The organism is Trichococcus palustris, from assembly GCF_900114465.1.
Taxonomy (GTDB): domain Bacteria; phylum Bacillota; class Bacilli; order Lactobacillales; family Aerococcaceae; genus Trichococcus; species Trichococcus palustris.
Map to the genome: position 1 here is coordinate 48,017 of NZ_FOTD01000011.1, position 23,500 is coordinate 71,516.

Consider the following 23,500-nt stretch of genomic DNA (forward strand, 5'->3'; position numbering starts at 1 on the left):
GTATCTTGTATCTATTTTTAAAATTCTAAATAGTGGGGGGACTCTACATGGAAAATGATTTATTTATAAGTATTCCAATAAAAAATTCTTTGCATCCAAAGTTTCTAATGCTAAGAGATAACTCAAATTTTATTTTTCATCGTCACCTACTCAATGAGTGGTTCAGTGGTTTTCAAGATAGAGATAATAAAATTGTTAAAGAATTCCAAACAACATTTCATTCTAGTTTTTGGGAAATATTTCTTTTTAAAGTATTTCAAGAATTAAATTTTAATGTTGATTTTACGCATAATCGTCCGGATTTTATTTTAAAATCTTCAAATTTGGGTACAGAGATTTATGTTGAGGCGACAGTTGCAAATATTAGATACGGTGGTGATCCGGAGAGTTCAAGGACATTTGAAAATATAAGTAGTATGTTTACTCCGCCGCAATTGATTCCAGATTTTGAACAAGAGCTTGACGAATGTATAGTTCGATATTCTAATTCATTAAGAACTAAATCTGAAAAATATAAAAAAGACTACAGAAATTGTAGCTGGGTTTCTAATCAAAATCCCTATGTAATCGCTCTCAGTTCTTATGATCAAGTAAATTATGGGAGAGAATATATATTTGGAATCATCGCGCTACTATATGGAATGTACTATTCAAAAGACAACAATACTTTTATTAAGAAAGATTTTATTCGGAAAAAAGAAACTAATGCAAAAATTTCTTTAGATATTTTTAACTCAAAAGAATATGATGATGTTTCAGCTGTTATTTTTACCTCAAATTGCACAATAGGAAAATTGACAGCATTAGTACGTTCGCAAAATGAAAACTATAAGTTGAATGATGTTTTTAATTTATATCAGGATTTTTTAGACGAAAGTATGAGATTCAAAGTTCAGTATACGACCACTGAATCGCCAGAGATTTTAACTGACGGGCTATGGGTATTTCATAATCCAAATGCTAAAAATAAATTGTCTGTTTTTGATTTTTGGGATAGAGGAATAACACAGATATGTATAGAAGACGGTAAAGTTCATATGTATGGAAATTATTGTACAACAATCTCTAGGATGGATATTACTTCAATTCTTACTGGAGTTGTTTGGCCCGAGATTGAAACTAAATTACAGTATTATAATGAAAAAGTGGAAATTGAATTTGTTGATTTCTATCATGGAATAGTAAACTAATTTTTCAAATAACTTCTCTACATGCTTTTTTGCAACGATATTTTCTGTTCCATTCGATACCTAATAATATTTTATAGTATTATCTAGTGAGTTTAGTTTACTATAAGAATTGAAATAATAACCTTTTTAACCTTCGTACTTCCCGAAAGAGTCATTGTAAGGAATACTAGGTGGTCGAAACGTTGAAATATCAGCATTTCGATCTTTTTGTTTCTATTGAAAGCTAATTCAATTCAAGATGGAGATCTTTTCTCTTTGCCTAAAGTGTACAAGTAGACGATAAGCTATAATAGTTTTATCAGCTGAAACAGCGTATTTTTCTTGAAAGGAGCCTAATGTATGTTAGACAATAAATTTGGAATTACGAACCAAGTAGAGTTAGCGAAAGCGGAAGAAAGAATCAGCAAAGCTAATGCTAAGCGTTTATATGATTCGGGTGATATCAATGATCTGGAAGTCGGCACATACAAAGGCTTAAAAGATATCCACAAATATTTATTTGGCGATATTTATGATTTTGCAGGGGAGACTCGTACTGTAAACATCTCGAAGGGAAATTTCAGATTTGCGCCAGTAATGTATCTGGAAGCGTCTTTAAATCATATTGAAAGAATGCCGCAATCTACCCTCGAGGAAATTGTGACTAAATATGTAGAGATGAACATTGCTCACCCTTTTCGTGAAGGGAATGGACGCAGCACACGTATTTGGTTGGATTTGATTTTGAAAAAAGAACTCAAGAAAGTTGTTGACTGGAACTTGATCTATAAGGAAAATTATCTGTCTGCAATGGAACGTAGTCCCGTCAACGACTTAGAGATAAGATACTTGCTCAGCAATGCTTTGACTTCATCAATTGACGATCGAGAAGTGTACATGAAAGGCATAGATGTCAGTTATTATTACGAGGGATATACAGAATATACTGTTGATGATTTATAAAGGTGAAGAGAATGTTGGAAAGACTGTACTTTTTTCAAATCGTGTCTAAGAAATTGACTCAGTCCAACCACTCAATAGGTAGAATGGGATTGCTGAGACACTAGAGAATAAGATTAGACATCAGTCATCAATTGTGAAATGCCAACCTTACAGAAAAGAGTAACTAAATGAGAGAAGAGAAACGAACAATCCATTTGATGGGCACCGTCATCCAACTGTGGATCCAACATGACAATCCCGGAGATATTCTGATAAATGCAGAAAACCGATTGAGTGAATATGAAAAACGTTTTAGTGCGAATGATAAACATTCCGATTTAATGAAAATTAATGAACAAGCAGGAAAAAATTCGGTTCAAGTCGATAAGGACTTATTTGAACTGATAACACTCGGCAAAACACATAGTTTGCCGAGTGATAGTGCTTTGAATATCACCGTCGGACCGCTCGTTCAATTGTGGCGCATCGGATTTGAAGATGCAAAGCGGCCGTCTGAGCAAGAAATAAAAGAAAAATTGAAAATAATTCAGCCCGAAAATATTATCCTCAATGAGGAAAAACAGACGGTATACTTGGCACAACCCGGTATGGCGATTGACTTAGGTGCCCTTGCCAAAGGGTATTTTGCGGATAAGATTTTGGAGTATTTCATCTCCCAGGGGGTTCAATCGGCTATTATTGATTTGGGCGGGAATGTCGTAACATACGGGGAGGCGCCCCAGCATGAAGACGGCTATTGGCGCATCGGCATTCAACATCCGATGAAGACGCGAGGAAATTTCGTGCTGGCCCTAAAGTCCAAAAACCAATCCATTGTGACCTCGGGCATTTATGAACGCACCTTTACAGTCGATGGAAAAACCTACCATCATATCTTTGACAGCCGGACCGGATACCCTCTGGAAACAGATATCGCCAGCATAACGGTTGTTTCCGATAAATCAGTTGATGGTGAAATCTGGACAACAAGGCTGTTTGCCCAAAAACCGGAACAAGTTATAGCGACTCTGAATGATCAGGAGGGATTGAGCGGCATCGTCATAACAAAAGATGGCAGGTTACTGTATTCTAAATCTTTATCCTCTCAGATCATCAGGTAGTGTGAGAGCGCGGATCTCATGGACAAACGTCTCCACAAATGCATGCAGAGTGGGCGTCAATGTTTTAGCGGCTGAATACGCGATGAAATATTCTATGGAGATGAGGTCGGTCGAAATGGGATATAAGTTATATTCTATGGCTTTCGATTTGGTAAGCAATCCTTCCGGTACGAAGGCAACGCCAACATCATTTTTCGCCAGTTCAGCTACCGTATATATATTGGAACTTTCCAAAGCAATATGTGGTGTGATCTTATACCTTTGCAGCAAACGATCAACTTGTCGCCGAATCGCGGAACCGCTGGTAGTAAGCACTAATTTTTGCTGAAGCAATTTATCGATAGGGATTGTGCCCTTGGCCAATAAGCGCCTGTCTGCTTGATATAAATCAGAGGATTTGGGAATAATGGCATAATAGGTTTGATGGCCGCAATCATGTGTGATCAATGAAGGGGAAACGGATTCGGGATTTTGTCCAATGTAGAAATCCAATTCCTGATTTATCGCCTTTATTTCATTGATTTTCGGCAAATCTTCATTGATGGATAAGGGCGTTTCGGGATAGTTTCGCATAAATGTCGGCAAAACCAACGGCAGTATATACGTTGCTAAACTCGGCAATATGCCGATTCGAATGGCAGGATTGTCTGTTTTTGTATATTTTGCGAGTTTTCTTATTAGAAAATCGCCTTCCTCTTCGATCGTTTCCAAATATTGATAATAAATTTTTCCCGCATCTGTCAGTTGGATTTGCGGGCTTTTTCTGTTGATGATTTCTGTACCCAATTCTTTTTCAATCTTTTTGATTGTTTGCGTCAAATAAGGTTGGGAAATATATAAGTCTTTTGCAGCTTTCGTGAAATTCCCATGTTTTAATAAGGCGTCGATATATTGAAGCGTGTATGGCGATTTCATGTGGGGCATAATCATACCTTCTTTTATTATTGATAGTACCATTATAACAAATTACTTATAGGGTCATAACAAAATAAATATTTCACAAATAAGTTGATAAGATTTATGATTGGACTATCGAAAAGCAATTTTCATTACTTTTTTATATGCTCGAATCATCACATAATGTGCAAAAGAGAGGACTTATGGCAATGAAACTTATTGGAATCGTTGGTACAAACTCAGATCAATCTACAAACCGGAAGCTGTTGCAGTTCATCCAAAAACATTTTGCCGATAAAGCGGAAATTGAAATCTGTGAAATTAAAGGTTTGCCTGCTTTTAACGAACCGAAGGATAAAACAGCACCTGCAGGCATTCAAGAACTTGCAGAAAAAATTGAAGCTGCAGACGGTGTGATCATCAGTACACCGGAGTATGATCACTCCATTCCGGCAGCGCTGAAGAGTGTCATTGAATGGCTATCATATAGTGTGCAACCCTTTATCGATAAACCCGTTATGATTACGGGCGCTTCGCATGGTTCTTTAGGTTCATCCCGTGCGCAAGCACATTTACGACAAATTCTTGATGCACCCGAATTGAAGGCACGTATTATGCCAAGTGCCGAATTTCTGCTTGGTCGTTCCCTTCAAGCGTTCGACGAAGAAGGAAATTTGGTGGATCGAGAAAAAATAGCAGAATTAGAAGATTGCTTTGAGGAATTTGTTTTATTCGTTGAGATAACGAATGCTTTATTGAAAGAGCATCATATTCGCAAAGTACAGAATAAAGATTTTTCTTGGAAATAATTCAAGCAGTGATGGAGGGAAAGCTACATGAAATTTGTCGGAATAGTTGGTACGAATGCAGAATTTTCATATAACCGTCTGCTTTTAACATTTATGGAAAAACATTTTGCCGATACAGCTGAAATTGAAGTATTGGAAATAAAAGATATGCCGTTCTTTAACGAAACGGATGATCAGACGGATAGTGAGCCGGTTCAGTTCTTTTGCAAGAAGATTGAAGAAGCTGACGGCGTCATTATCGCCACACCGGAACACAATCACTCGATCCCTTCGGCGTTGAAAAGTGTGTTGGAGTGGTTATCCTTCAAAGTGCATCCATTCGATGGCAAACCGGTGATGATCGTCGGCGCATCCTATGATGTGCAAGGGTCTTCCCGCGCGCAATTGCACTTGCGCCAAGTATTGGATGCTCCAGGGGTCAATGCAACGGTTATGCCAGGCAACGAGTTCCTGCTGGGGCGTGCGCATGAAGCATTCGATGAAAAAGGCGATTTGACAAATAAAGGGACGATCGATTTCCTGGAGAGCTGTTTCAGGAAATTCATGCGCTTTACGGATGTTGCCAATATTTTGAATCTGCCGGAAGATGTCGTATTCGAACCCGGGGAATATACCGTCAAAGCACTTGGCCACAATGGTGATTTGCCAATGGTCGTTACTTTATCAAGTGACCGCATCGAGTCGATTGACATTGATTCCTCAGGTGAATCCGTAGGGATTGCCGATATTGTCTTCACGCGCATCCCTCAAGAAATCATTGAGGGTCAAACGTTGAATGTCGATATCATCTCCGGGGCATCGGTGACAAGCCACGGGGTCATTGACGGGGTAGCGGAAGCGATCAAATTAGCCGGTTCAAATCCTGACATCCTGAAGAAACGTCCGAAAGCTGGTAGTCAGCCAAAACCGGAAGAAGTGGAACTTTCCACGGATGTTTTGGTTATCGGGGGTGGCGGGGCCGGATTAAGCGCGGCGGCAACGGCCCTGCAAGAAGGAAAGAACGTCATCTTGCTTGAAAAATTCCCTGCCATCGGCGGCAACACCGTCCGCACAGGCGGCCCATTGGGTGCGGCTGATCCGCAATGGCAAAACAAATTTGCTGCACTTCCCGGGGAAGACTCCACCCTGGAAAAAATGCTGCATATGGATGAGTCCGAGATTGATGAAGAGTATCTAGCAGACTTCCGGATTCTGAAAAATCAAATCCAGGACTACCTTGCTGAAGTCGATGGCAAAGATAAATATCTCTTTGATTCCACCATCTGGCATCGCATCCAGACTTATTTGGGCGGCAAACGGACTGACCTGCAAGGGAATGTCATCTATGGCCAATACGATTTGGTAAAAACGTTGACGGATGATGCCCCTGATGCAGTGAAATGGCTGGCAGAAATCGGCGTCGCATTCGATTGGGATAAAGTCGAAATGCCGGTAGGTATGATGTGGCGTCGTGGCCACAAGCCAAAGGAAAACCAAGGCTATGCCTTTATAGCGGCTCTCCAAAAATTTGTCGAAAAAAATGGCGGTCAAATCATCACCGACACACCGGTGAAAGAATTGTTGATTGAGGACGGGAAAGTGGTTGGCGTCATCGCAGGCGGACCTCGGAATAAAAAAGTGACCGTCCATGCTGGTGCGGTTGTCCTGGCAACGGGTGGCTTTGGTGCCAACACCAAGATGCTGAAACAGTACAACACCTTCTGGAGCGAGATTGACGATGACATCAAGACATCCAACTCACCAGCAATCACGGGTGACGGCATCAAGTTGGGCGAAAGTGCTGGTGCTGATTTGGTAGGCATGGGCTTCACGCAAATGATGCCTGTATCCGACCCGAACACAGGCGCGCTCTTCACAGGCCTCCAAGTACCACCTGCCAACTTTGTCATGGTGACCCAGGAAGGCAAGCGTTTCGTCAACGAATACGAAAGCCGTGATAAGTTGACTCAAGCAGCGATTGATAACGGCGGACTATTCTACTTGATTGCGGATGATGAAATCAAGAAGACAGCTATGAACACCAACCAAGCCAAAATCGATAAAGAAGTAGCAGAAGGCATACTTTATCGTGCGGATACGATTGAAGGGCTAGCTGAACAAATAGGGATCGAACCAGAAATTCTCGTGGATTCCGTCAACAAATATAATTCCTACGTTGATGCAGGTGAAGATCCTGAATTCGGTAAAAACGTGTTTGACCTCAAAGTAGAAGTTGCACCATTCTATGCGACACCGAGAAAACCGGCCGTCCACCACACAATGGGTGGATTGAGAATCGACACAGCAACACATGTGTTGACAAAAGACGGCACGATTATTCCAGGATTATATGCGGCCGGAGAAGTCGCTGGAGGAATCCACGCGGGTAACCGTCTAGGCGGTAATGCTTTAGCGGATATTTTCACATTCGGACGTATCGCAGGAAAAAATGCTGCGAAAAATAGATAATCATACTGATTGCTGAATAAGAAGAGCGGTTATGAACGAACGAAGAGCGAAGAGAAGGGGGAACCCATCTCTTCGCTCTTTTTTATCGTTTTTGATAGTAGTAATAAGAATATTTCCTGAAAGAACGGTGGATTTTGGACGTCAATCTCTGGCGAGGGATGTCTCACCGGGAAATAGCGACGCGAACGCACTCGAATCTCCGGTGAGGGTTGGTTCATCGGGAAACAGCACAGGAATCAGAGCCGAATCTCCGATGAGGACTCGCTCACCGGAGATTAACATGACGAACAGACTCGAATTCCGAAGAGGTCGCCTGTAGCGATGTGAACGGGGCTCGAATTCCCAGCGAGGCTCATCGGAAAATTCGTCTCGCGAATAGCCAGATTTAGACGATTCGTTGAGATGTATGATGATTTTCTTTACTAAATCAATATGAAGTGGTATTTTATATTGAGAACGTTCATTCTAAAAAGAAGGTAACACTTTTTTAGTGTTGTTCATATCTGGTAAAAAGAGCATCAAATTTTGAAAGGAGGGAAATAGTCATGGCTAGAAGTAAAGAATTTAATGAAGAAGAAGCTTTGGATAAAGCGATGGAAATTTTTTGGAAACAAGGATATGAAAAAACTTCGGTTCAGGATTTGGTAGATCAGATGGGGATCCATCGCAGGAGTTTATACGATACATTTGGAGATAAACATTCTCTTTTTGTCCAAACTTTGGAACGTTACGAATCGCTTATCACTTCTCAAATTAAGAAACAAATAACAGAAGACATGACAACTGTTGAGTCCATCAGAAAAATATTTGAACTCGCCATCTACTCTGATAATACCTATCCGAAGGGATGCCTACTTGTCAACACGGCAGTAGAATTATCATTACTTGATGACGAAGTGTCTCAAAGAATAAAAGCTGCTTTTAAGCAGACTGAAAAATTAATAGCGGATCTATTGCGTAAAGGACAAGCAAAAGGGGAAGTTGCAAGTTCATTTGATATTAGCGAACTCTCACGTTATATCCATAACGCACTTATTGGTGTGAGAGTATCAGTGAAAATGGCAGCTAATCAAAAAGAGTTAGATGCGACGATTGATATGACGCTATCCATATTGAAAAATGATCAATCAAAGCAATCTTAAAAAATTTAAAGGGGAAAAACAACTATGAAATACACAGTTATCACAGGCGCTAGCTCAGGGATAGGATACGAAACAGCATTAGCATTTGCAAGACGTGGAAAGAATTTGATTGTTGTCGCAAGAAGAGAGTCCAAACTGGAAGAACTTAAGTCAACAATCAAAGGTATTGATTCCAATCTGGATGTCATTATACAAACAAGTGACCTGTCTGATACAAAGCAAGCCCATGATTTATACCATAATTTAAAAGATTATCAAATTGAGACATGGATCAATAATGCAGGATTAGGGGATTCCTCAATGATAATTGATGAAGACTTAGATAAGGTAGAAAACCTGTTACGGGTGAATATTGATTCATTAACGATTTTGTCGGCCTTATATGCGAGAGACTATGCTGATGTAGAGGGCGCACAATTGATTAATGTCTCATCCGCTTTGGGATATGCTATTTCACTAGGAAGTGTTGTATATTCTGCTTCAAAATATTATGTCAGTGCTTTTACAGAAGGTCTTGCCAGAGAACTCAAACTACAAAATGCAAAATTGACAGCTAAAATATTAGCACCAGCTATGACGGAAACAGAATTTGTAAACAATGCAAATAATGTTCAAAACTTTGATTACAAGTCAAAATTTGATAAATTTCATACAGCTAGAGAAATGGCTGGGTTTATGATGGCTGTTTACGATAGTGATAAAGTTATTGGACTTGTTGATGGTAATTATGAATTTGGATTAAGGGATCAAATTTATCCGATTCTAGAAAATTTTTAATCACGGAACACATATTTTTTTTACTTATTTGAGAATGTTCGTTCTAAAATAAAGGGAAATAGATAGTTGAATGAAGTTACCAGCAGGAAGAAAAAGGGTGACTAAAAAATAATAAAGTATACGAGGAGTGAACATATTGACAAAACTATGGGACAAAACAAAGGTAGGCACTATCGAATTGCCACACCGACTAGTAATGGCACCAATGACAAGAAGCAGAGCGCAAGGAGATGGTGTACCAGGAGAGCTAGCAGCCCAATACTATGGGCAACGTGCTTCAATGGGCTTGATTATTAGTGAAGGGTCACAACCATCAGCTGAGGGCCAAGGTTACTTATTCACTCCAGGAATCTATACTCAGGAGCAGATAGCAGGATGGAGAACTGTTACGAATGCCGTACACCAGTCTGGAGGTTCTATGTATATTCAGTTGATGCATGTTGGACGCATCTCACATCCAGAAAATACTCCTGATCATCATCAAGCAGTCGCACCTTCAGCGGTTGCACCAGGCGTTCCGATTTTTACTGCAAAAGGCATGAGAGAAGTACCCGTTCCCCGCGAATTGACTGAGGAAGAAATTCAAGGTGCAATTGCAGATTTTCGCAAAGCAGCAGCATCAGCGATTGAGGCAGGGGCTGATGGCGTAGAAATCCATGGTGCAAATGGTTATCTTATACACCAATTTTTGGGAGAAAATTCGAATCTTAGAACAGACAGCTACGGAGCCACTGTTGAAAATCGTGCTCGTTTTGCTATAGAGGTGGCTAAAGCCGTTGTAGATGAAATAGGTGCAGATAGAGTTGGTTTTAGAATATCTCCAAAAAGTCCTCTTGGCGGGATTGACGAAGGAACACTCGGCCCGGATGTCTATCGTTATCTTGTGAAAGAACTCAATGCGTTACACCTTTCTTATCTACATGTGATGCATGCAGGTGGAGAAGAATTATTGCAAGACATACGTTCGATTTGGGAGAACCCCCTAATTGTAAATCGGGCTGGAAGAGCTTTAGCGGATTTGGATAAAGATATTCAAGCAGGAGCGGCGGATCTTGCATCAGTTGGCCAATGGGCTTTAGCTAACCCGGATTTTATTGATCGATTAAAAAACGGCTATCCCTTGAACCCAGTCAAACCTGAAACCTTATACGCTGGAGAAGGTAGTGATGGTTATACAGATTATCCTACATATGCAGTAAGATAGGTAAAGTAAAAGGAGATGTTGATATGAAAGCAGCTCAAATTAAGAAATACTCGAAAGAAATGAAAGCTGAAATCGAAGAAATCCCTATACCGGAGATTAGTGATCACGAAGTTTTAGTGAAAGTAAAGGCAGCAGCTGTTAATCATTTGGAAATGCTAAACATGACAGGAAGCGTCAAATTAATTCAAGATTACGATATGCCTCTAACGATCGGCAATGAGTTAACAGGGATTATTTCTGAGGTTGGGAAATCTGTCTCAGAATTTAAGAAAGGTGATGCGATTTATACGCGACTTCCGTTAGAGAAAATAGGCGCTTTTGCTGAATATGTCGCCGTTGACGCTAAAGCAATTTGGTATTTGCCTGAGAATCTCGACTTTGTTACAGGGGCAGCCGCTCCCTTAACTGGTCTAACGGCGTATCAAGGATTGCATGAGGAACTAAATGCTAAAGCTGGGCAAACGGTATTCATCCCTGGTGGATCAGGAAGTTTTGGACAAATGGCTGTTCCCATAGCCAAAGCCATGGGACTGACCGTCATTGTATCCGGAAATCCATCTGCTCGTGAACAGATCCTCGCCGCCGGTGCCACTCAATACATTGATTATACGAAAGAAAATTATTGGGAAGTGCTGAAGGAAGTGGATTTTGTCATTGATACACTCGGTGCTGCTGAATTTGATCGTGAATTATCGATAATCAAACCTGGAGGAAGGTTGTTGAGCCTTCGAACAGGACCAAATAAACAGTTTGCAAAAGATCATGGATTTCCAAAATGGAAACAACACCTTTTTGCGTTAGCAGGGGCTAAATTTGATCGGAAAGCTAAAAAACAGGGTGTCGTGTATCGTTTTATATTTGTTCGTTCCAACGGCTCACAGCTGGAAGCAATCTCAAAAATCATAGAAGAAAATAATATTATCCCGGCTGTCGATTCAACTGAATTTACTTTAAGTCAAGTTAATGAAGCGTTGAATCTGGTGTCGAGTGGCCATCCTAAAGGGAAAGTTGTCATCAAGATTTCAGATTGAAAAAAACCAGAAGTGAGGACGTATAGGTACAGAAGAAAAAGCGGCACATTATCACGATCCTCATCATAGTATCACTTTCCAGCCTTCATCTCTTGACTTCACCTGAAGGTTAAGGTGTAAGGTTTCAGTAAGCCTAAAGAAAGTTCCCGGTGTTATAATAAAAATGGACAAGCAGTTGGCAGAATGAGAAGGACGCTGTTCGATTTTTCAAGGATAATACCGGGACAAAATGGAAAGGATGAAGATTATGACAATCAAAGACAAAGTAGTGATCATCACGGGGGCATCATCCGGAATCGGTGAAGCATCAGCGCGATTATTGGCGAGAAAAGGCGCTAAATTAGTGTTGGGCGCACGGAGAGAAGAAAAATTGAAGCAATTAGTGGACGAAATCGTTCAGGGCGGCGGGGAAGCTGTCTACCATGTTACGGATGTCACCAAAATCGAGGACAACCAAAAATTGGTTGATTTGGCAAAAGAAAAATTCGGCAAAGTGGATGTCATTTTCCTGAATGCCGGCGTGATGCCGAACTCGCCTTTATCGCAGCTGAAAACGAAGGATTGGCATCAAATGGTGGACGTCAACATCAAGGGCGTGCTGAACGGGATTGCAGCGGTCCTTCCGGAATTCACGAAACAGAAATTCGGTCATGTCATCACCACATCCTCCGTTGCCGGCCTTAAGGCGTACCCGGGCGGAGCAGTCTACGGCGCCACAAAATGGGCAGTCCGCGATCTGATGGAAGTGCTGCGCATGGAATCCGCGATGGAAGGCACCAATATCAGAACGGCCACAATCTATCCGGCTGCGATCAACACTGAATTGCTTGAAACCATCAGTGACGAGAAGACTTCCAAAGATATGGGCGCGATTTATCAAAAATTCGGCATCAGCCCAGATCGCGTAGCCAATGTGGTCGCCTTCGCAATCGATCAGCCCGGGGACACCAACGTAAACGAATTTACGATCGGACCGACTATCCAACCTTGGTAATAACTAACGAAAGCAAGTCCTTTGTACCGTTAGGGTACGGAGGATTTTCTTTTTCATTTTTTGGAGCGTGTGGGCCGGATCTCCTATGAGGGTTGCTTCACCTGAGGGACGTGAGGCAACCGCACCCGATTTCCCGGCGGGGTTTGCTTCATCGGGAGACAGCACAGTAATCAGAGCCGAATCTCCGTTGAGGAACACCTCACCGGAAAAGAGCGAGAGGAACAGAGACGATTCCCGGCGAGACCCGTCTCACCGGAGATTCTGAAAGATGACAGTAAAAGGCCCAGGCAAAACTCATCTACTTGATGAGCTTTGCCTGGGTCTTTATTAATTCACATTATTTTAGACAACTGGAGGGTAGGGACTGAATATGCCCTTGCTCTTCTAATTGCGTCAACATATTAAAGACTCCAAAATTATCATTCGTATTTGTAACGAAATTTGCATTTTGTTGCGCTGAAGGAAGGGCGTTTTTCATTGCGACAGAGAATTTTTTCTCATGGAACATGGAGATATCATTTTCGCTATCCCCAAATACTACGATTTCATCATTCTCTATGCCTGATAGTTGCAGCAATTCATCCAGTGCATTTCCTTTGGTGATGTTTTTATAGGTAATTTCCATTTTTCTCTCATCAGAAAAAACGAATTCAAAATCACCGTATATGGGATGATTGGTCAAAGTTTCTTTGATGAATTCCATGTAATGTGGGTCTTGCACGACGGACATTTTATTACAATATTCGGGTGATAAATTAATATCGCGAATCATATGTTGGTTTGGATAGCCATCCCGCGTGTCACATAACCAACCGAACATGCCTCCCATCCATGGATAGTCTTGCGGAAGCTTCATTTCACCGCGAATATTCTTTTTGAGAGTGTATATTTTTTCAGGCAAGTATGTGTAAACCGTATCGTCTTGACTGTATTGGATTTCCACATTGAAGAGCGAAAAGTAATCATTGAGTTTCTTGATATCTTCAGTATCCAAAATACCTAATCTATTTCTTTCTTCGGTACTGACATTGTAGATGGAGGTTCCGTTCACATCGATGATCATACCATTGTTTTTGTCCATTTCCAATTTCAATGCGTCAGGCAATAAGCGGAGATAACTTCTGCCGCTTGCCAGAATTAATTTTATTCCGTTTTGCTGAAGAGTTATCAACTTATCTAGTGTTTTTCCATCTATTTCACCATTTGAGTTGAGTAGCGTTCCGTCCATATCGCATACGATCGCTTTTATTGTCACTATTTTATCCTCCGTCTTTTTTATATTCAAAGCTTCCCTTATTTCATCAAAAGATTTATTGTTTTCCAATTTATTATTACACATGACACTAACATATAGAATAGCACTTATAACCAAAAATAAAAATATGAGAGGTCACTGCTTCAGATCGAAACGCGGATTCCTCTGCATACACGAAAAAGCAGCATCGGACAATTTGACTAATTTAGAATCAGGAGAACTTGTAAAAGAAATTATTTTCACATCATGCTTCCTTAGAAAGGGGTTCTCTCACTCGCAACATTACATGAAAAAAAGTAATATTCAACTCCAAAATAACGGGTTCAAACACTTGCGGAAATTTATCCACCGGTTTGGACTGATTCTCGGCTGCGGAGATAGCGGGTTAGCGACTCCGGAACTTTACGAAATATCCATAGAGGGCCGCCTCACCGGGGAAAGGCGAGGCAACCGCACCCGATTTCCCGATGGGGACTACCTCGACGGGAAATACTGAGACGATTGACGGCACTCTCCCGGCGAGAGACGGTTCGCCGAGAAACAGCGACCAGGACGCGCCCGAATTATCGGTGAGGGCCGTTTCGCCAGGAAATGAAAGTATGTGTAAAAAATATACAAAATAATTGACAAACGATCACAGTTTCTGTATATTTGTTAAAAATATATGAAACTTTGATGAGATAAGTAGTTGAGAAAGAAACCACAGAGAGTCTGCGAACGGTGAGAGCAGATGTTTCGGCATTAGCGAAAATGGTCTTTGAGTTATCACGTGTGAGGGAAACTTAGCAGGTGACGGGTACGCCCGTTAGAGCGTGGAGGGATGATAGTCCCTTGCAGAGATAATCTTTTTGATTATGAATTAAGGTGGTAACGCGAGCATTCGCCCTTTCGATAGGGGGAGTGCTTTTTTTTATATATTTTAATACATTTTGGAGGGAAAAATTATGGGACAATCTTTTGTTAGAGAAATGAGTTCGAAACATCTGGTTATGCTTTCATTGGGTGGGGTAATAGGAACCGGAATCTTTTTGAGTTCGGGGTATTTGATTCAAACGACGGGTTCGATCGGAACCATTATTGCGTATTTGATCGGGGCATTATTGGTGACGCTAGTCATGATGTGCTTGGGCGAATTGTCGGTCCATGAACCCAGCACAAGTTCGTTCCACAACTATGCTTCGAAATATATCCATCCCGGAGTCGGATTCGTGGTGGCTTGGCTATATTGGTTGACGTGGACAGTGTCATTGGGTTCACAATTTATCACCTTGGCGATTTTGTCGCAGCGCTGGTTCCCCGGTATTCCGACTTGGATCTGGTGCATCTTTTTCATAGGCATAATTTTATTATCAAACATTATAGATGTGCGTTGGTTTTCCGTAAGCGAATTTTGGATGTCTTTGATCAAAGTGCTTGCACTGGCAATTTTCCTTATCCTGGGTCTGGGCGGCATTTTTGGATTTTTGCCGATCCAGGGAAGCGAAACGGCGCCGCTTTTTCATCATTTGACGGAAAATGGTTGGTTCCCGAAAGGAGCAGGCTCTGTTTTCTTGGCGATACTTTCAGCTAACTTCGCTTTTTCAGGTGCGGAACTGATCGGCGTAGCCGCTGGCGAAACGGCGGATCCCAAGAAAAATATCCCTAAAGCGATCCTGCAGACAATCGTCATTTTGGTGGTCCTTTTCATCGGAACTATTGTTGTGATTGGTGCGCTGCTTCCGGATGCTGCTGCGAATTTAGATGAAAGTCCGGTGACCTTCATTCTGAGCCAACTAGGGATTCCTTATGCCGCCGATATCATGAATGTCGTGCTGATCACCGTGATCCTGTCCGGTGCGAACTCCGGTGTCTATGCCGCATCGAGAATGCTTTGGTCATTGGCCAATGCTGGGACGTTGCCGAAACGGTTCGCTAACTTATCAAAGCGCGGGTTGCCGATCTATGGGTTGCTCCTGACCATTCTGGGCGGACTCCTCTCCCTATTTTCCAGCATTTATTCTGCAGACACCGTTTACCTTGCTCTCGTATCCATCTCGGCATTCGCGGTCGTGGCCGTTTGGTTGAGCATCGCTTGGGCACAACTGAATTTCCGGAAACACTATCTGAAATCGGGGCATAAGCTGGCAGAACTGGATTACAAAACACCATTCTATCCAATCGTTCCGTGGCTCGTCATTATCCTTTGCTCCGTGTCGATCATCGGCATCGCTTTTGATCCGAACCAGCGGATTGCCTTGATTATCGGCATCCCATTCACAATCTTGTGTTTCTTCTATTACCAATTCTTCTTCAGCAAAAGAGATTCCGTTGCATTTGAAAATCAAGAAGTAGGTGAGCTTTCAGATGAATTTTAGAGATTGGCAAAAGAACCAAAAAGTGATCCTTATCGATGGCTCCATGTCTTTGGGACTGGAGGAACAAGGCTTGGATCTGAACGATGAATTGTGGACTGCAAAAGCATTAGTGAACGAACCGCAGAAAATCGAAAAAGTGCATCAGAACTATTACGATGCAGGGGCAAACATCTCTATTACATCGAGCTATCAAGCGACGGTAGCCGGTTTTGAGCGGTTGGGTCATACAACCGAAGAGAGCCGGGCTTTGATCAAAAAAACGGTTCAGCTTGCGAAACAGGCACAAGCGAAAAGCCAAGGCACACAGGAAAAATGGGTGGCGGCTTCGATCGGGCCATACGGTGCCTATTTGGCGGACGGCTCTGAATATCGAGGCAATTATGGACTGTCGCAGACCGAATTGGTTGATTTCCATCGCGAACGGTTCGGACTTTTGCTGGAGGCAGAACCCGATTTATTGGCTTTCGAAACCATTCCGGATCTAACGGAAATCCAGGCTTTGATTGAATTGCTGACCCAACATCCCAAAGCGACAGCCTGGCTGACGGTAACCTTGAAAGACGCATACCATTTGTGTGACGGGACCGATTTGCGCGTTTTCCAGCAACTGGCAGAGTCGTCCGGGCAAATTATTGCCTACGGCGTCAATTGTGTGCAACCTGATTTAGTTTTACCGGCTTTGGAGTATCTTAAGGAAAATGCGACCAAGTCATTGGTTGCCTACCCAAATTCAGGAGCAATCTATGACCCCGCTACAAAAGCTTGGACGCACAGTCACGCAGTGGACGAAGTGTTCTCAAACGAAGCATTGAAATGGCATGGACTAGGCTGCAAATGGATCGGCGGCTGTTGCTGCACATCCTCAAAAGAAATCAGTTTGTTGAAGGAAACTTTTGCTGCCATACTTTAGATAAAGTTATTCGGCTGGTTGAAATAAGCTAAAAAAATAAACCCATCATCCTTAAGAAATACAGGATGATGGGTTTTGCTTCGAGCGTGCAACTTGATTTCCGGCGAAGGCCGCTTCATCGGAGAATATCAAAACTAATAGGGCTGAATCTTCGGTGAGAACAGCTTCACCGGAGTAACCCGAACCTAAACCGACTGAAATTCCGACGAGAGCCGTTTCATCGGAAATTAGCAGAATGAACAGAGGCGGTACTCCGACCAGGACTGATTTATAAGGACAGTACGATGACTTAATGTATCCGCAGCTTCTCCTTCAACACTTCCGTCAATGTTTGGGAAAAATTGATGCCTTCTTTTTCCGCGAGTGCATTGACGTAATTCGGAATCGTCAAAGTTTTCTTGATCATCTTTGTGTTTTCTTTGAGCCTCGCCACTTCTAGATTTGCTTCGATCGGGATCAACAGGTCTCCTTTTACTAATGGGATAGCATCATAGTCAGATGCGGGAGGAAATGCTTCTTTTTCATCTTCGAGCCAGAGCAGATATCCTTCCAAAGCATCTTTTGCCATGTGGAGGGCATCCGCCATATCATTGCCGCTAGTGAACAACTCGGGTAAGTCCGGGAATGACACGTTGAACTGCGTACCCTCGGGATTGAAAATTGCATAATACAGAACCATCAGGATACTTCCTTTCTATTATTGAATCAACTTAGAAAGCGAGGGGCTATTTCAATCCCGCTTGCTTAAGAATGCTGTGCACTGTCCCTTTAGGTAAATCCCTCTTCGGATGAGGAACCGTCACGCGTCCAGGCTTTTCTGGGTGTCTGAATTGGTGATGACTGCCTCTGAATTTAATAAGTACCCAACCGTCATTCATGATCATCGAAATCAATTCCCTTGAGTCCATAACAAGCCTCTTTCTTAATACGTAATATAATACGTACTTTAGTTAGTGTCAAATAGAACCTATCATGAATATACGAAGTTCATTGAAATTTGATGCGCGGATGGGTCAAATACATTAAGGAACTGATGGCAACGCAAAATAGGGGGATTGGATAACAACCTAATCAGACATGAAGCTAAGTTCCAAAGAACAGAATCAACGGGACTATCGTATCAAGATACAAAAACGAAACCCCACCAGAAATGCTTACAAAACAGCATATCTGGTGGGGTTTCAATTTGCTTCCATCTAAATCCTTTTTCTCTTAATCTGCAGGTACAAATTGGCCGAGAGCTGCTTCTTGTTCCTCAAGCGTCCGTGTGTAGTAACGGAAACCCTTGTCCAGTTGACGGATTTCGTTCATTTCTTCCTCCGTCAATTCGAAATCGAAAATGTCGATGTTCTCTTTGATGTGCACCGGATTTGATGATTTCGGAAAAACAATCGTGCCTTCCTGGATGTGCCAGCGCAGGATGATCTGAGCATTCGTTTTCCCGTATTTTTCTGCCAATTTTGTGAAAACGGGTTCTTCGACCAAGGCCGCATCCCCATGTCCCAGCGGATACCAGCTTTCGATGACCGTGTGATAGGGTGCAATCCGTTTCTTCAGATCGTTTTGTTGATAGTAAGGATGGCATTCAACCTGCAGAACGGATGGACTGATCGTTGCGACAGCGAGTACTTCTTCCAGACGCTCGGATTCGAAGTTGCTCAAGCCAATGCTCTTCACTTTGCCTTGAGCGACTGCTTTTTCCATATCCTTCCAAGCACCCAGGTAATCGCCGAATTGCTGATGCAACAGGAGGAGGTCGAGGTAATCCGTTCCCAAACGCTCCAACATTTTGTCGATGGCTTTTTCTGTCTTGCCTTCGCCGTATTCGCTTGGCCAAAGTTTCGTCGTGATCCAGATTTCTTCTCTGGGAATGCCGCTTTCTTTAACGGCTTGTCCAACACCGCGTTCGTTTTGATAAGCATGCGCGGTATCGATATGGCGATAGCCTAACTTGAAAGCTTCCAAACAAGCTTCCTTGGTTTTTTCGTCCCCCGGAATCATGAAGACACCTAAGCCGAATTGCGGAATTTTGTTCCCGTCGTTCAATGTGATATACGTTTGTTCCATAGTCATTTCCCTCCAATTATTATATTGTACAAGCCTACTGTAAACTATGGAGTGCACTCCAAGTCAATCATGAAGTACCATTTTTTTAAACTTTTTTGACTCTATTAAAAAAATATGAAACGAATAGGGTAATTTGTTCGAGATACATCCCTTGCAAATTTTTCGTTTTACACATACAATGATAGCGATTACAACATTCTCGAAAGGGCGGATTATATGACTCAAACAGTGTATACCAACTATTGGCAGAATCGGATCGGCAACATTCGGAAGGAACACGGCAGCTACAAAAGTGAAGAAGAGGCGATTGCGGGAATCAAAGCCTGGTGGGAACTGCATAAGGAAAATCATCGGAATGTACAGTATAACCGCACTAACAGCGGAGCCTTGGAAATCGAATACGACGACAACAACTATGTCTATCGGATAGAGAAGCGCACAATCGAAGGTGCCTTGCCCAAACGAAGTTACCGAGTAAAGAAAGCCGGAGAAGTGGAATCGCTGCGTGCGAAATACAATCTGAACAAAGAATCCTTCCTGTTCGACGAATTGGCCGAACCGCTACGCGACAGGCTCATCCTTGCGATGGCGGACATCAAGAAAGCCCGAAGCCATGTCTATGACCGCGAAGGACGTCTGATCCGCGGACTTGAAGATAAAATCCGGGTGGACAATAGCTCACAATTCAGAAACAACGTCCCTAATTTGAATATCTGAATTCCGAACAAGCACAAACGCCTAATAAACGTTTGTGCTTGTTTTTCGTATATCATTTATTTCCACTGTAAACCACTATAGTAACATGAACAGAATATTGATGTCGAAAAGTAAATAGAAATTCCTCCTTCATCGTTTCTCTCTATAAAAATATCTAGTAAAGATTTCTATTAAATTGTATGATAGTTATAACATAACAATATAAAGGAGGTGCTGGTATGGGAGACATTTCCGGCCCAATAATCTATGAGCTGGATTACAGCAGTGAGGGCATCAAGAATTTTGATTCGAACGTCCAAGAACATGTCGGAAAGGATGCGAAATACCTTTTGCATTATCCAACGGTCTATATCGTGAATGACAAGAACAAAGAGAAACAGTTTTCGGTTTACATCGGGGAAACGTCCGACATCAAGAAGAGGACCATGCAGCATCTGACGGTCGATCCGAAATCGAGGACCGATTGGGAGAACCTGGCCATTTCGGATTCATCTAAGATGTATGTGATCGGGCATGACCATTTCAACAAATCTTTGACATTGGATATCGAAAACAGGCTGATGCTGTACATGTCCAGCATTGAAAATATCGAGGCCATCTACAACCGCCGGACCAATCAGCAGAATGACTATTACACCTCGCAGGAGCTGGATAAGATCTTCTCTTTGGTCTGGAGAGGGTTGCGGAAGAAAAATAAAGATTTGTTCCCGGTGGAGCAGATCATCAGGGATTCTGCTCTATTCAAGGCTTCGCCTTTCCATAAGCTGACTGAGGAACAGGTCCGCACGAAGGACTTCATCACTCTACGCATCATGCAAGCTCTGACGACCGGGAAAACAGGACAGCTGATCCTTGTGACGGGCGAAGCGGGTTCCGGGAAAACAGTCCTGATGAGCAGTCTGTTTTATGAATTGAACCAATTATCCAAGGAGGATCCGGATAATCTGATCTTCAAGGATACCAAGAATTTTCTCTTGGTGAACCACGAGCAGCAGCTGAAGGTCTATCAGCAGATTGCGACCAAATTGGGCATCTACAGCAAAAAACAACCAGACCTCGTTTCCAAACCCACCCCTTTCATCAATAATCACGGACCTGAGGATAAAGTGGATGTCGTGATCGTCGATGAGGCGCATCTGCTTTGGACGCAAGGGAAACAGTCCTATCGAGGAAAGAATCAACTACAAGATTTGTTGGAACGCGCCAAGGTGGTTGTAGCAGTGTTCGACCAAAACCAGGTGCTTTCAACGCAGCAGTATTGGGAATACGAGGAACTGATGAGTCTTCAGCATGAAGCCCAGTTGAATCACAATTTGATGTATCTGTCGAACCAGATGCGCATCAATTCCGATAAAGCAACAGTGAATTGGATCCGCTCCCTGATCGATGAGCAGGAAATCGGGGAAATCCCAGCTGATTCAAAAAACTACGATATCCAGATATTCGACAGCCCGGAAGACCTGCATGCAGCCATCAAAGCAAAAGCGGAGAGTCAGGATTCGGGCATTTCCAGACTGACGGCAACATTCGATTGGGATTACGTCGACAAGCGTAAACCTGAAGAAGAGGACTATTGGTACGTTCGGGTAGGTGACTGGAAATTGCCATGGAATCTGCAATTACCTGTCGCTTCGAAGGTGCAGTCAATCAAAAACAGACACCTTTCGTGGGCAGAACAAGAGCAGACCGTTGACGAAGTCGGTTCCACCTTTACGGTCCAAGGGTTCGATCTGAACTATGCGGGCGTCATCATCGGCCCGTCCGTAAAATACCGGAACGGCAAAGTCATCTTTGACCGACAAGCGAGCAAAAATAAGAAGGCCACCCAAAAGAGAAGCCTGAAGGACGGCAGCAAGGAATATTTTTCCGATACGCTGCTGAAGAACGAGCTGAACGTGCTTCTGACCAGGGGCGTCAACGGCTTGTACATCTATGCGGTGGATGAAGAACTACGAAGAGCATTACTGGATGCCAGAAAGGGATGAACCACATGAACACTATGGACAAAATCAATAAATTCCGGGATGACCGCGACTGGCGCCAATTCCATAACGAGAAGGACCTTGCCATCTCGATCTCGTTGGAGGCCGCGGAACTGCTGGAGCTCTTCCAATGGAAATCCCCGGAAGAAGTCAGGGAGACCAGCATCGAACGGATCAAGGAGGAGCTCGCCGATGTGCTGATCTATTCCCACATGCTGGCAAGCAATCTGGACTTGGATATCGATGAAATCATCGAGGCAAAGCTGGAGAAGAACAACATCAAGTACCCGGTGGATAAGAGTCGTGGGAACAAAGAGAAGTATACGAAGCTGTAATGATAGCCCGAATTATGAAGATAAGGGAGTACAAAATGGACAATTTAACAATTAAAGAAGCAGCTGAAAGATCCAAAAAAATCCGGGAACACTACCATATATTGGAAACAAAGCACCATGGCAGTGAATGGTCAGTGGAAGAGGATGCGTTGGCGTTTCTGACCGATGCGGGGCTTGTGGGGCGTTTGACAATGGCGCAGCAGGGACATTGGCCGGTAGGTGAGTCCAACGAAGCCGGTTTGGAGCACAAGATCGGGGAATGCATGTGGTGGCTGATGGTGCTGGCTGACCGGATGGGCATCAACAGCGAGGATGCACTGGATGCTTTCTTGAGCACAACAGAGAAGCAGTTCAAGCTTTAAGTGTTATATCCTGAAAAGTGTCTTAAACATGTAGGAAATCCATCGTGCTTACAATGTTTTCATTTTTCATAGAAATAATCCGCATCATTTTCAAATCCAAATAAATTGAGTAAAGTGAGGAGATATATTTATGTCGACACCTGAATTAAGAGCACAAATCATGGAAGCCTTCCAAAACCGCTATGCAACTAAATCTTTTGATCCGGCGAAAAAGATTTCTGAGGAGGATTGGGAAACGATCATTGAATCCGCGCGTTTATCGCCGAGTTCTTTCGGCTATGAACCTTGGAAATTCCTGTTGATCAACAACGAGGAAATCAAAGAAGGATTGAAGGGAATCGCAAAGGGTGCCGTCAACAGCCTAAACGGTGCTAGCCATTTCGTCATCGCGTTGGCTAGGAAAAATGTGACCATCGAAAGTGATCATGTCAGACACATTGTTGAGGATGTGCTCGGAGTGGATTTTGCAATCGATTCACCGCGTAGCCAGTATTTCGACAACTTCCAGAAGAACAATCAGCAATTGACGGACGAGCGCACCTTGTACGATTGGGCTTCCAAGCAGACCTATATCGCGATGGCCAACATGATGACCACCGCCGCTCTGTTGGGAATCGACAGTTGCCCGATTGAAGGCTTCAATAAAGCCAAAGTCGAAGCTTTCTTGGCGGAGAAAGGGCTGGTCGATCTGAATCAGTTCGGTGTTTCCTACATGCTCGGATTGGGTTATCGCAATGAACCAATCACGCCGAAAAAGAGACAGGATCTGTCCGAGATTCTCGAAGTAATCGACTGAAACATTGTTGAATTAGCGAGAGTTGAAATGACTGGCGTTTTTTTCAGAATAAATAAGCGAGCAAATAATAAAAAAAACAGCAGAAAGACAATCCTATCAACAGAGGGTAATCTTCCTGCTTTTTTGTGGTATGAATCGAAATAAGAAACAAATGCAACAATGTTGACAATGCGTTATCCTTGACTTGA

General features: G+C 42.7%; 22 protein-coding genes and 1 other annotated feature. Of the genes, 17 read left to right on the forward strand and 5 right to left on the reverse strand.

The window, feature by feature from the left end; translation table 11 throughout:
• Positions 1-47: 47 nt before the first annotated feature.
• The 3 genes from BM101_RS08585 (at position 48) to BM101_RS08595 (ending at position 3,232) form a co-directional block, all read left to right on the forward strand.
• Positions 48-1,190 carry a hypothetical protein gene (locus tag BM101_RS08585; RefSeq protein ID WP_087033472.1) on the forward strand — a complete coding sequence of 381 codons (1,143 nt, stop codon included), beginning with the start codon at positions 48-50 and terminating at the stop codon, positions 1,188-1,190.
• Positions 1,191-1,529: 339 nt separating this feature from the next.
• Complete coding sequence (fic, locus tag BM101_RS08590; protein WP_087033473.1) at positions 1,530-2,132, forward strand: protein adenylyltransferase Fic; 603 nt, start codon at positions 1,530-1,532, stop codon at positions 2,130-2,132.
• Positions 2,133-2,299: 167 nt separating this feature from the next.
• A complete protein-coding gene (locus BM101_RS08595; protein ID WP_087033474.1) occupies positions 2,300-3,232 on the forward strand; it encodes an FAD:protein FMN transferase in 933 nt (310 codons plus the stop codon).
• Here the strand turns inward: BM101_RS08595 and BM101_RS08600 are convergent.
• Entirely contained in the window at positions 3,209-4,156 is a 948-nt protein-coding gene (locus BM101_RS08600) for a LysR family transcriptional regulator (protein WP_087033475.1), read from the reverse strand. The two genes, BM101_RS08595 and BM101_RS08600, sit on opposite strands and share 24 nt — an antisense overlap.
• Positions 4,157-4,338: 182 nt before the next feature.
• Between BM101_RS08600 and BM101_RS08605 the strand changes: the two genes are divergently transcribed.
• From BM101_RS08605 to BM101_RS08635, 7 genes are all read left to right on the forward strand, one after another.
• The gene (locus BM101_RS08605; protein WP_087033528.1) at positions 4,339-4,938 is read left to right on the forward strand and encodes an NADPH-dependent FMN reductase; all 600 of its coding nucleotides are present in this window, start codon (positions 4,339-4,341) and stop codon (positions 4,936-4,938) included.
• A gap of 27 nt (positions 4,939-4,965) precedes the next feature.
• Positions 4,966-7,386, forward strand: coding sequence for a flavocytochrome c (locus tag BM101_RS08610; RefSeq protein ID WP_087033476.1), 2,421 nt, complete (start codon positions 4,966-4,968; stop codon positions 7,384-7,386).
• 545 nt (positions 7,387-7,931) lie between these two features.
• The gene (locus BM101_RS08615; RefSeq protein ID WP_087033477.1) at positions 7,932-8,528 is read left to right on the forward strand and encodes a TetR/AcrR family transcriptional regulator; all 597 of its coding nucleotides are present in this window, start codon (positions 7,932-7,934) and stop codon (positions 8,526-8,528) included.
• A 24-nt stretch (positions 8,529-8,552) separates the two neighbouring features.
• On the forward strand, positions 8,553-9,305 hold the full coding sequence (locus BM101_RS08620) for an SDR family NAD(P)-dependent oxidoreductase (RefSeq protein WP_087033478.1): 753 nt from the start codon (positions 8,553-8,555) through the stop codon (positions 9,303-9,305).
• A gap of 136 nt (positions 9,306-9,441) precedes the next feature.
• A complete protein-coding gene (locus BM101_RS08625) occupies positions 9,442-10,509 on the forward strand; it encodes an alkene reductase (RefSeq protein WP_087033479.1) in 1,068 nt (355 codons plus the stop codon).
• Between the two features lie 23 nt (positions 10,510-10,532).
• Positions 10,533-11,540 carry an NADP-dependent oxidoreductase gene (locus BM101_RS08630; protein WP_087033480.1) on the forward strand — a complete coding sequence of 336 codons (1,008 nt, stop codon included), beginning with the start codon at positions 10,533-10,535 and terminating at the stop codon, positions 11,538-11,540.
• Between the two features lie 247 nt (positions 11,541-11,787).
• Positions 11,788-12,534: an SDR family oxidoreductase gene (locus BM101_RS08635; protein WP_087033481.1), complete on the forward strand. Its 747-nt coding sequence runs from the start codon at positions 11,788-11,790 to the stop codon at positions 12,532-12,534.
• 337 nt (positions 12,535-12,871) lie between these two features.
• Here the strand turns inward: BM101_RS08635 and BM101_RS08640 are convergent, their stop codons facing one another.
• On the reverse strand, positions 12,872-13,858 hold the full coding sequence (locus BM101_RS08640; RefSeq protein ID WP_177194454.1) for an HAD family hydrolase: 987 nt from the start codon (positions 13,856-13,858) through the stop codon (positions 12,872-12,874).
• Between the two features lie 594 nt (positions 13,859-14,452).
• Positions 14,453-14,680, forward strand: a binding site (T-box leader).
• A 53-nt stretch (positions 14,681-14,733) separates the two neighbouring features.
• Between BM101_RS08640 and BM101_RS08650 the strand changes: the two genes are divergently transcribed.
• Positions 14,734-16,143 (forward strand): amino acid permease, encoded by a 1,410-nt coding sequence (locus BM101_RS08650; RefSeq protein WP_177194455.1) that lies wholly within the window; start codon positions 14,734-14,736, stop codon positions 16,141-16,143.
• On the forward strand, positions 16,133-17,053 hold the full coding sequence (gene mmuM / locus BM101_RS08655; protein WP_087033484.1) for a homocysteine S-methyltransferase: 921 nt from the start codon (positions 16,133-16,135) through the stop codon (positions 17,051-17,053). Before BM101_RS08650 ends, mmuM begins: the two co-directional genes overlap by 11 nt.
• 289 nt (positions 17,054-17,342) lie before the next feature.
• Here mmuM and BM101_RS08660 read toward each other — a convergent pair whose 3' ends face one another.
• The 3 genes from BM101_RS08660 to BM101_RS08670 form a co-directional block, all read right to left on the reverse strand.
• Positions 17,343-17,732 carry a type II toxin-antitoxin system HicB family antitoxin gene (locus BM101_RS08660; protein WP_087033485.1) on the reverse strand — a complete coding sequence of 130 codons (390 nt, stop codon included), beginning with the start codon at positions 17,730-17,732 and terminating at the stop codon, positions 17,343-17,345.
• Positions 17,733-17,778: 46 nt separating this feature from the next.
• Complete coding sequence (locus BM101_RS08665; RefSeq protein WP_087033486.1) at positions 17,779-17,961, reverse strand: type II toxin-antitoxin system HicA family toxin; 183 nt, start codon at positions 17,959-17,961, stop codon at positions 17,779-17,781.
• Positions 17,962-18,265: 304 nt separating this feature from the next.
• Positions 18,266-19,120 carry an aldo/keto reductase gene (locus tag BM101_RS08670; protein ID WP_087033487.1) on the reverse strand — a complete coding sequence of 285 codons (855 nt, stop codon included), beginning with the start codon at positions 19,118-19,120 and terminating at the stop codon, positions 18,266-18,268.
• Between the two features lie 216 nt (positions 19,121-19,336).
• Here BM101_RS08670 and BM101_RS08675 point away from each other — a divergent pair, with 216 nt between their 5' ends.
• The 5 genes from BM101_RS08675 to BM101_RS08695 all read left to right on the forward strand — a co-directional run bounded on the left by BM101_RS08675 (position 19,337) and on the right by BM101_RS08695 (position 23,312).
• Complete coding sequence (locus BM101_RS08675) at positions 19,337-19,837, forward strand: hypothetical protein (RefSeq protein ID WP_087033488.1); 501 nt, start codon at positions 19,337-19,339, stop codon at positions 19,835-19,837.
• 218 nt (positions 19,838-20,055) lie between these two features.
• Positions 20,056-21,822, forward strand: a complete 1,767-nt coding sequence (locus BM101_RS08680) for a DUF2075 domain-containing protein (protein ID WP_087033489.1) — start codon at positions 20,056-20,058, stop codon at positions 21,820-21,822.
• A 5-nt stretch (positions 21,823-21,827) separates the two neighbouring features.
• Positions 21,828-22,154 (forward strand): nucleotide pyrophosphohydrolase, encoded by a 327-nt coding sequence (locus BM101_RS08685; protein WP_245825770.1) that lies wholly within the window; start codon positions 21,828-21,830, stop codon positions 22,152-22,154.
• Between the two features lie 35 nt (positions 22,155-22,189).
• Positions 22,190-22,516 (forward strand): nucleoside triphosphate pyrophosphohydrolase family protein, encoded by a 327-nt coding sequence (locus tag BM101_RS08690; protein ID WP_087033491.1) that lies wholly within the window; start codon positions 22,190-22,192, stop codon positions 22,514-22,516.
• A 130-nt stretch (positions 22,517-22,646) separates the two neighbouring features.
• A complete protein-coding gene (locus BM101_RS08695) occupies positions 22,647-23,312 on the forward strand; it encodes an NAD(P)H-dependent oxidoreductase (RefSeq protein ID WP_087033492.1) in 666 nt (221 codons plus the stop codon).
• The last annotated feature ends 188 nt before the right edge of the window (positions 23,313-23,500 follow it).

What these genes read in the sequence shown, in the direction of transcription:
- mmuM (WP_087033484.1), top strand. Translation starts at nt 16,133, where the DNA reads ATGAATTTTAGAGATTGGCAAAAGAACCAAAAAGTGATCCTTATCGAT.
- fic (WP_087033473.1), top strand. Translation starts at nt 1,530, where the DNA reads ATGTTAGACAATAAATTTGGAATTACGAACCAAGTAGAGTTAGCGAAA.
- BM101_RS08685 (WP_245825770.1), top strand. Translation starts at nt 21,828, where the DNA reads ATGAACACTATGGACAAAATCAATAAATTCCGGGATGACCGCGACTGG.
- BM101_RS08660 (WP_087033485.1), bottom strand. Translation starts at nt 17,732, where the DNA reads ATGGTTCTGTATTATGCAATTTTCAATCCCGAGGGTACGCAGTTCAAC.
- BM101_RS08630 (WP_087033480.1), top strand. Translation starts at nt 10,533, where the DNA reads ATGAAAGCAGCTCAAATTAAGAAATACTCGAAAGAAATGAAAGCTGAA.
- BM101_RS08695 (WP_087033492.1), top strand. Translation starts at nt 22,647, where the DNA reads ATGTCGACACCTGAATTAAGAGCACAAATCATGGAAGCCTTCCAAAAC.
- BM101_RS08585 (WP_087033472.1), top strand. Translation starts at nt 48, where the DNA reads ATGGAAAATGATTTATTTATAAGTATTCCAATAAAAAATTCTTTGCAT.
- BM101_RS08670 (WP_087033487.1), bottom strand. Translation starts at nt 19,120, where the DNA reads ATGGAACAAACGTATATCACATTGAACGACGGGAACAAAATTCCGCAA.
- BM101_RS08665 (WP_087033486.1), bottom strand. Translation starts at nt 17,961, where the DNA reads ATGGACTCAAGGGAATTGATTTCGATGATCATGAATGACGGTTGGGTA.
- BM101_RS08650 (WP_177194455.1), top strand. Translation starts at nt 14,734, where the DNA reads ATGGGACAATCTTTTGTTAGAGAAATGAGTTCGAAACATCTGGTTATG.
- BM101_RS08595 (WP_087033474.1), top strand. Translation starts at nt 2,300, where the DNA reads ATGAGAGAAGAGAAACGAACAATCCATTTGATGGGCACCGTCATCCAA.
- BM101_RS08615 (WP_087033477.1), top strand. Translation starts at nt 7,932, where the DNA reads ATGGCTAGAAGTAAAGAATTTAATGAAGAAGAAGCTTTGGATAAAGCG.
- BM101_RS08635 (WP_087033481.1), top strand. Translation starts at nt 11,788, where the DNA reads ATGACAATCAAAGACAAAGTAGTGATCATCACGGGGGCATCATCCGGA.
- BM101_RS08675 (WP_087033488.1), top strand. Translation starts at nt 19,337, where the DNA reads ATGACTCAAACAGTGTATACCAACTATTGGCAGAATCGGATCGGCAAC.
- BM101_RS08620 (WP_087033478.1), top strand. Translation starts at nt 8,553, where the DNA reads ATGAAATACACAGTTATCACAGGCGCTAGCTCAGGGATAGGATACGAA.
- BM101_RS08610 (WP_087033476.1), top strand. Translation starts at nt 4,966, where the DNA reads ATGAAATTTGTCGGAATAGTTGGTACGAATGCAGAATTTTCATATAAC.
- BM101_RS08600 (WP_087033475.1), bottom strand. Translation starts at nt 4,156, where the DNA reads ATGCCCCACATGAAATCGCCATACACGCTTCAATATATCGACGCCTTA.
- BM101_RS08680 (WP_087033489.1), top strand. Translation starts at nt 20,056, where the DNA reads ATGGGAGACATTTCCGGCCCAATAATCTATGAGCTGGATTACAGCAGT.
- BM101_RS08605 (WP_087033528.1), top strand. Translation starts at nt 4,339, where the DNA reads ATGAAACTTATTGGAATCGTTGGTACAAACTCAGATCAATCTACAAAC.
- BM101_RS08690 (WP_087033491.1), top strand. Translation starts at nt 22,190, where the DNA reads ATGGACAATTTAACAATTAAAGAAGCAGCTGAAAGATCCAAAAAAATC.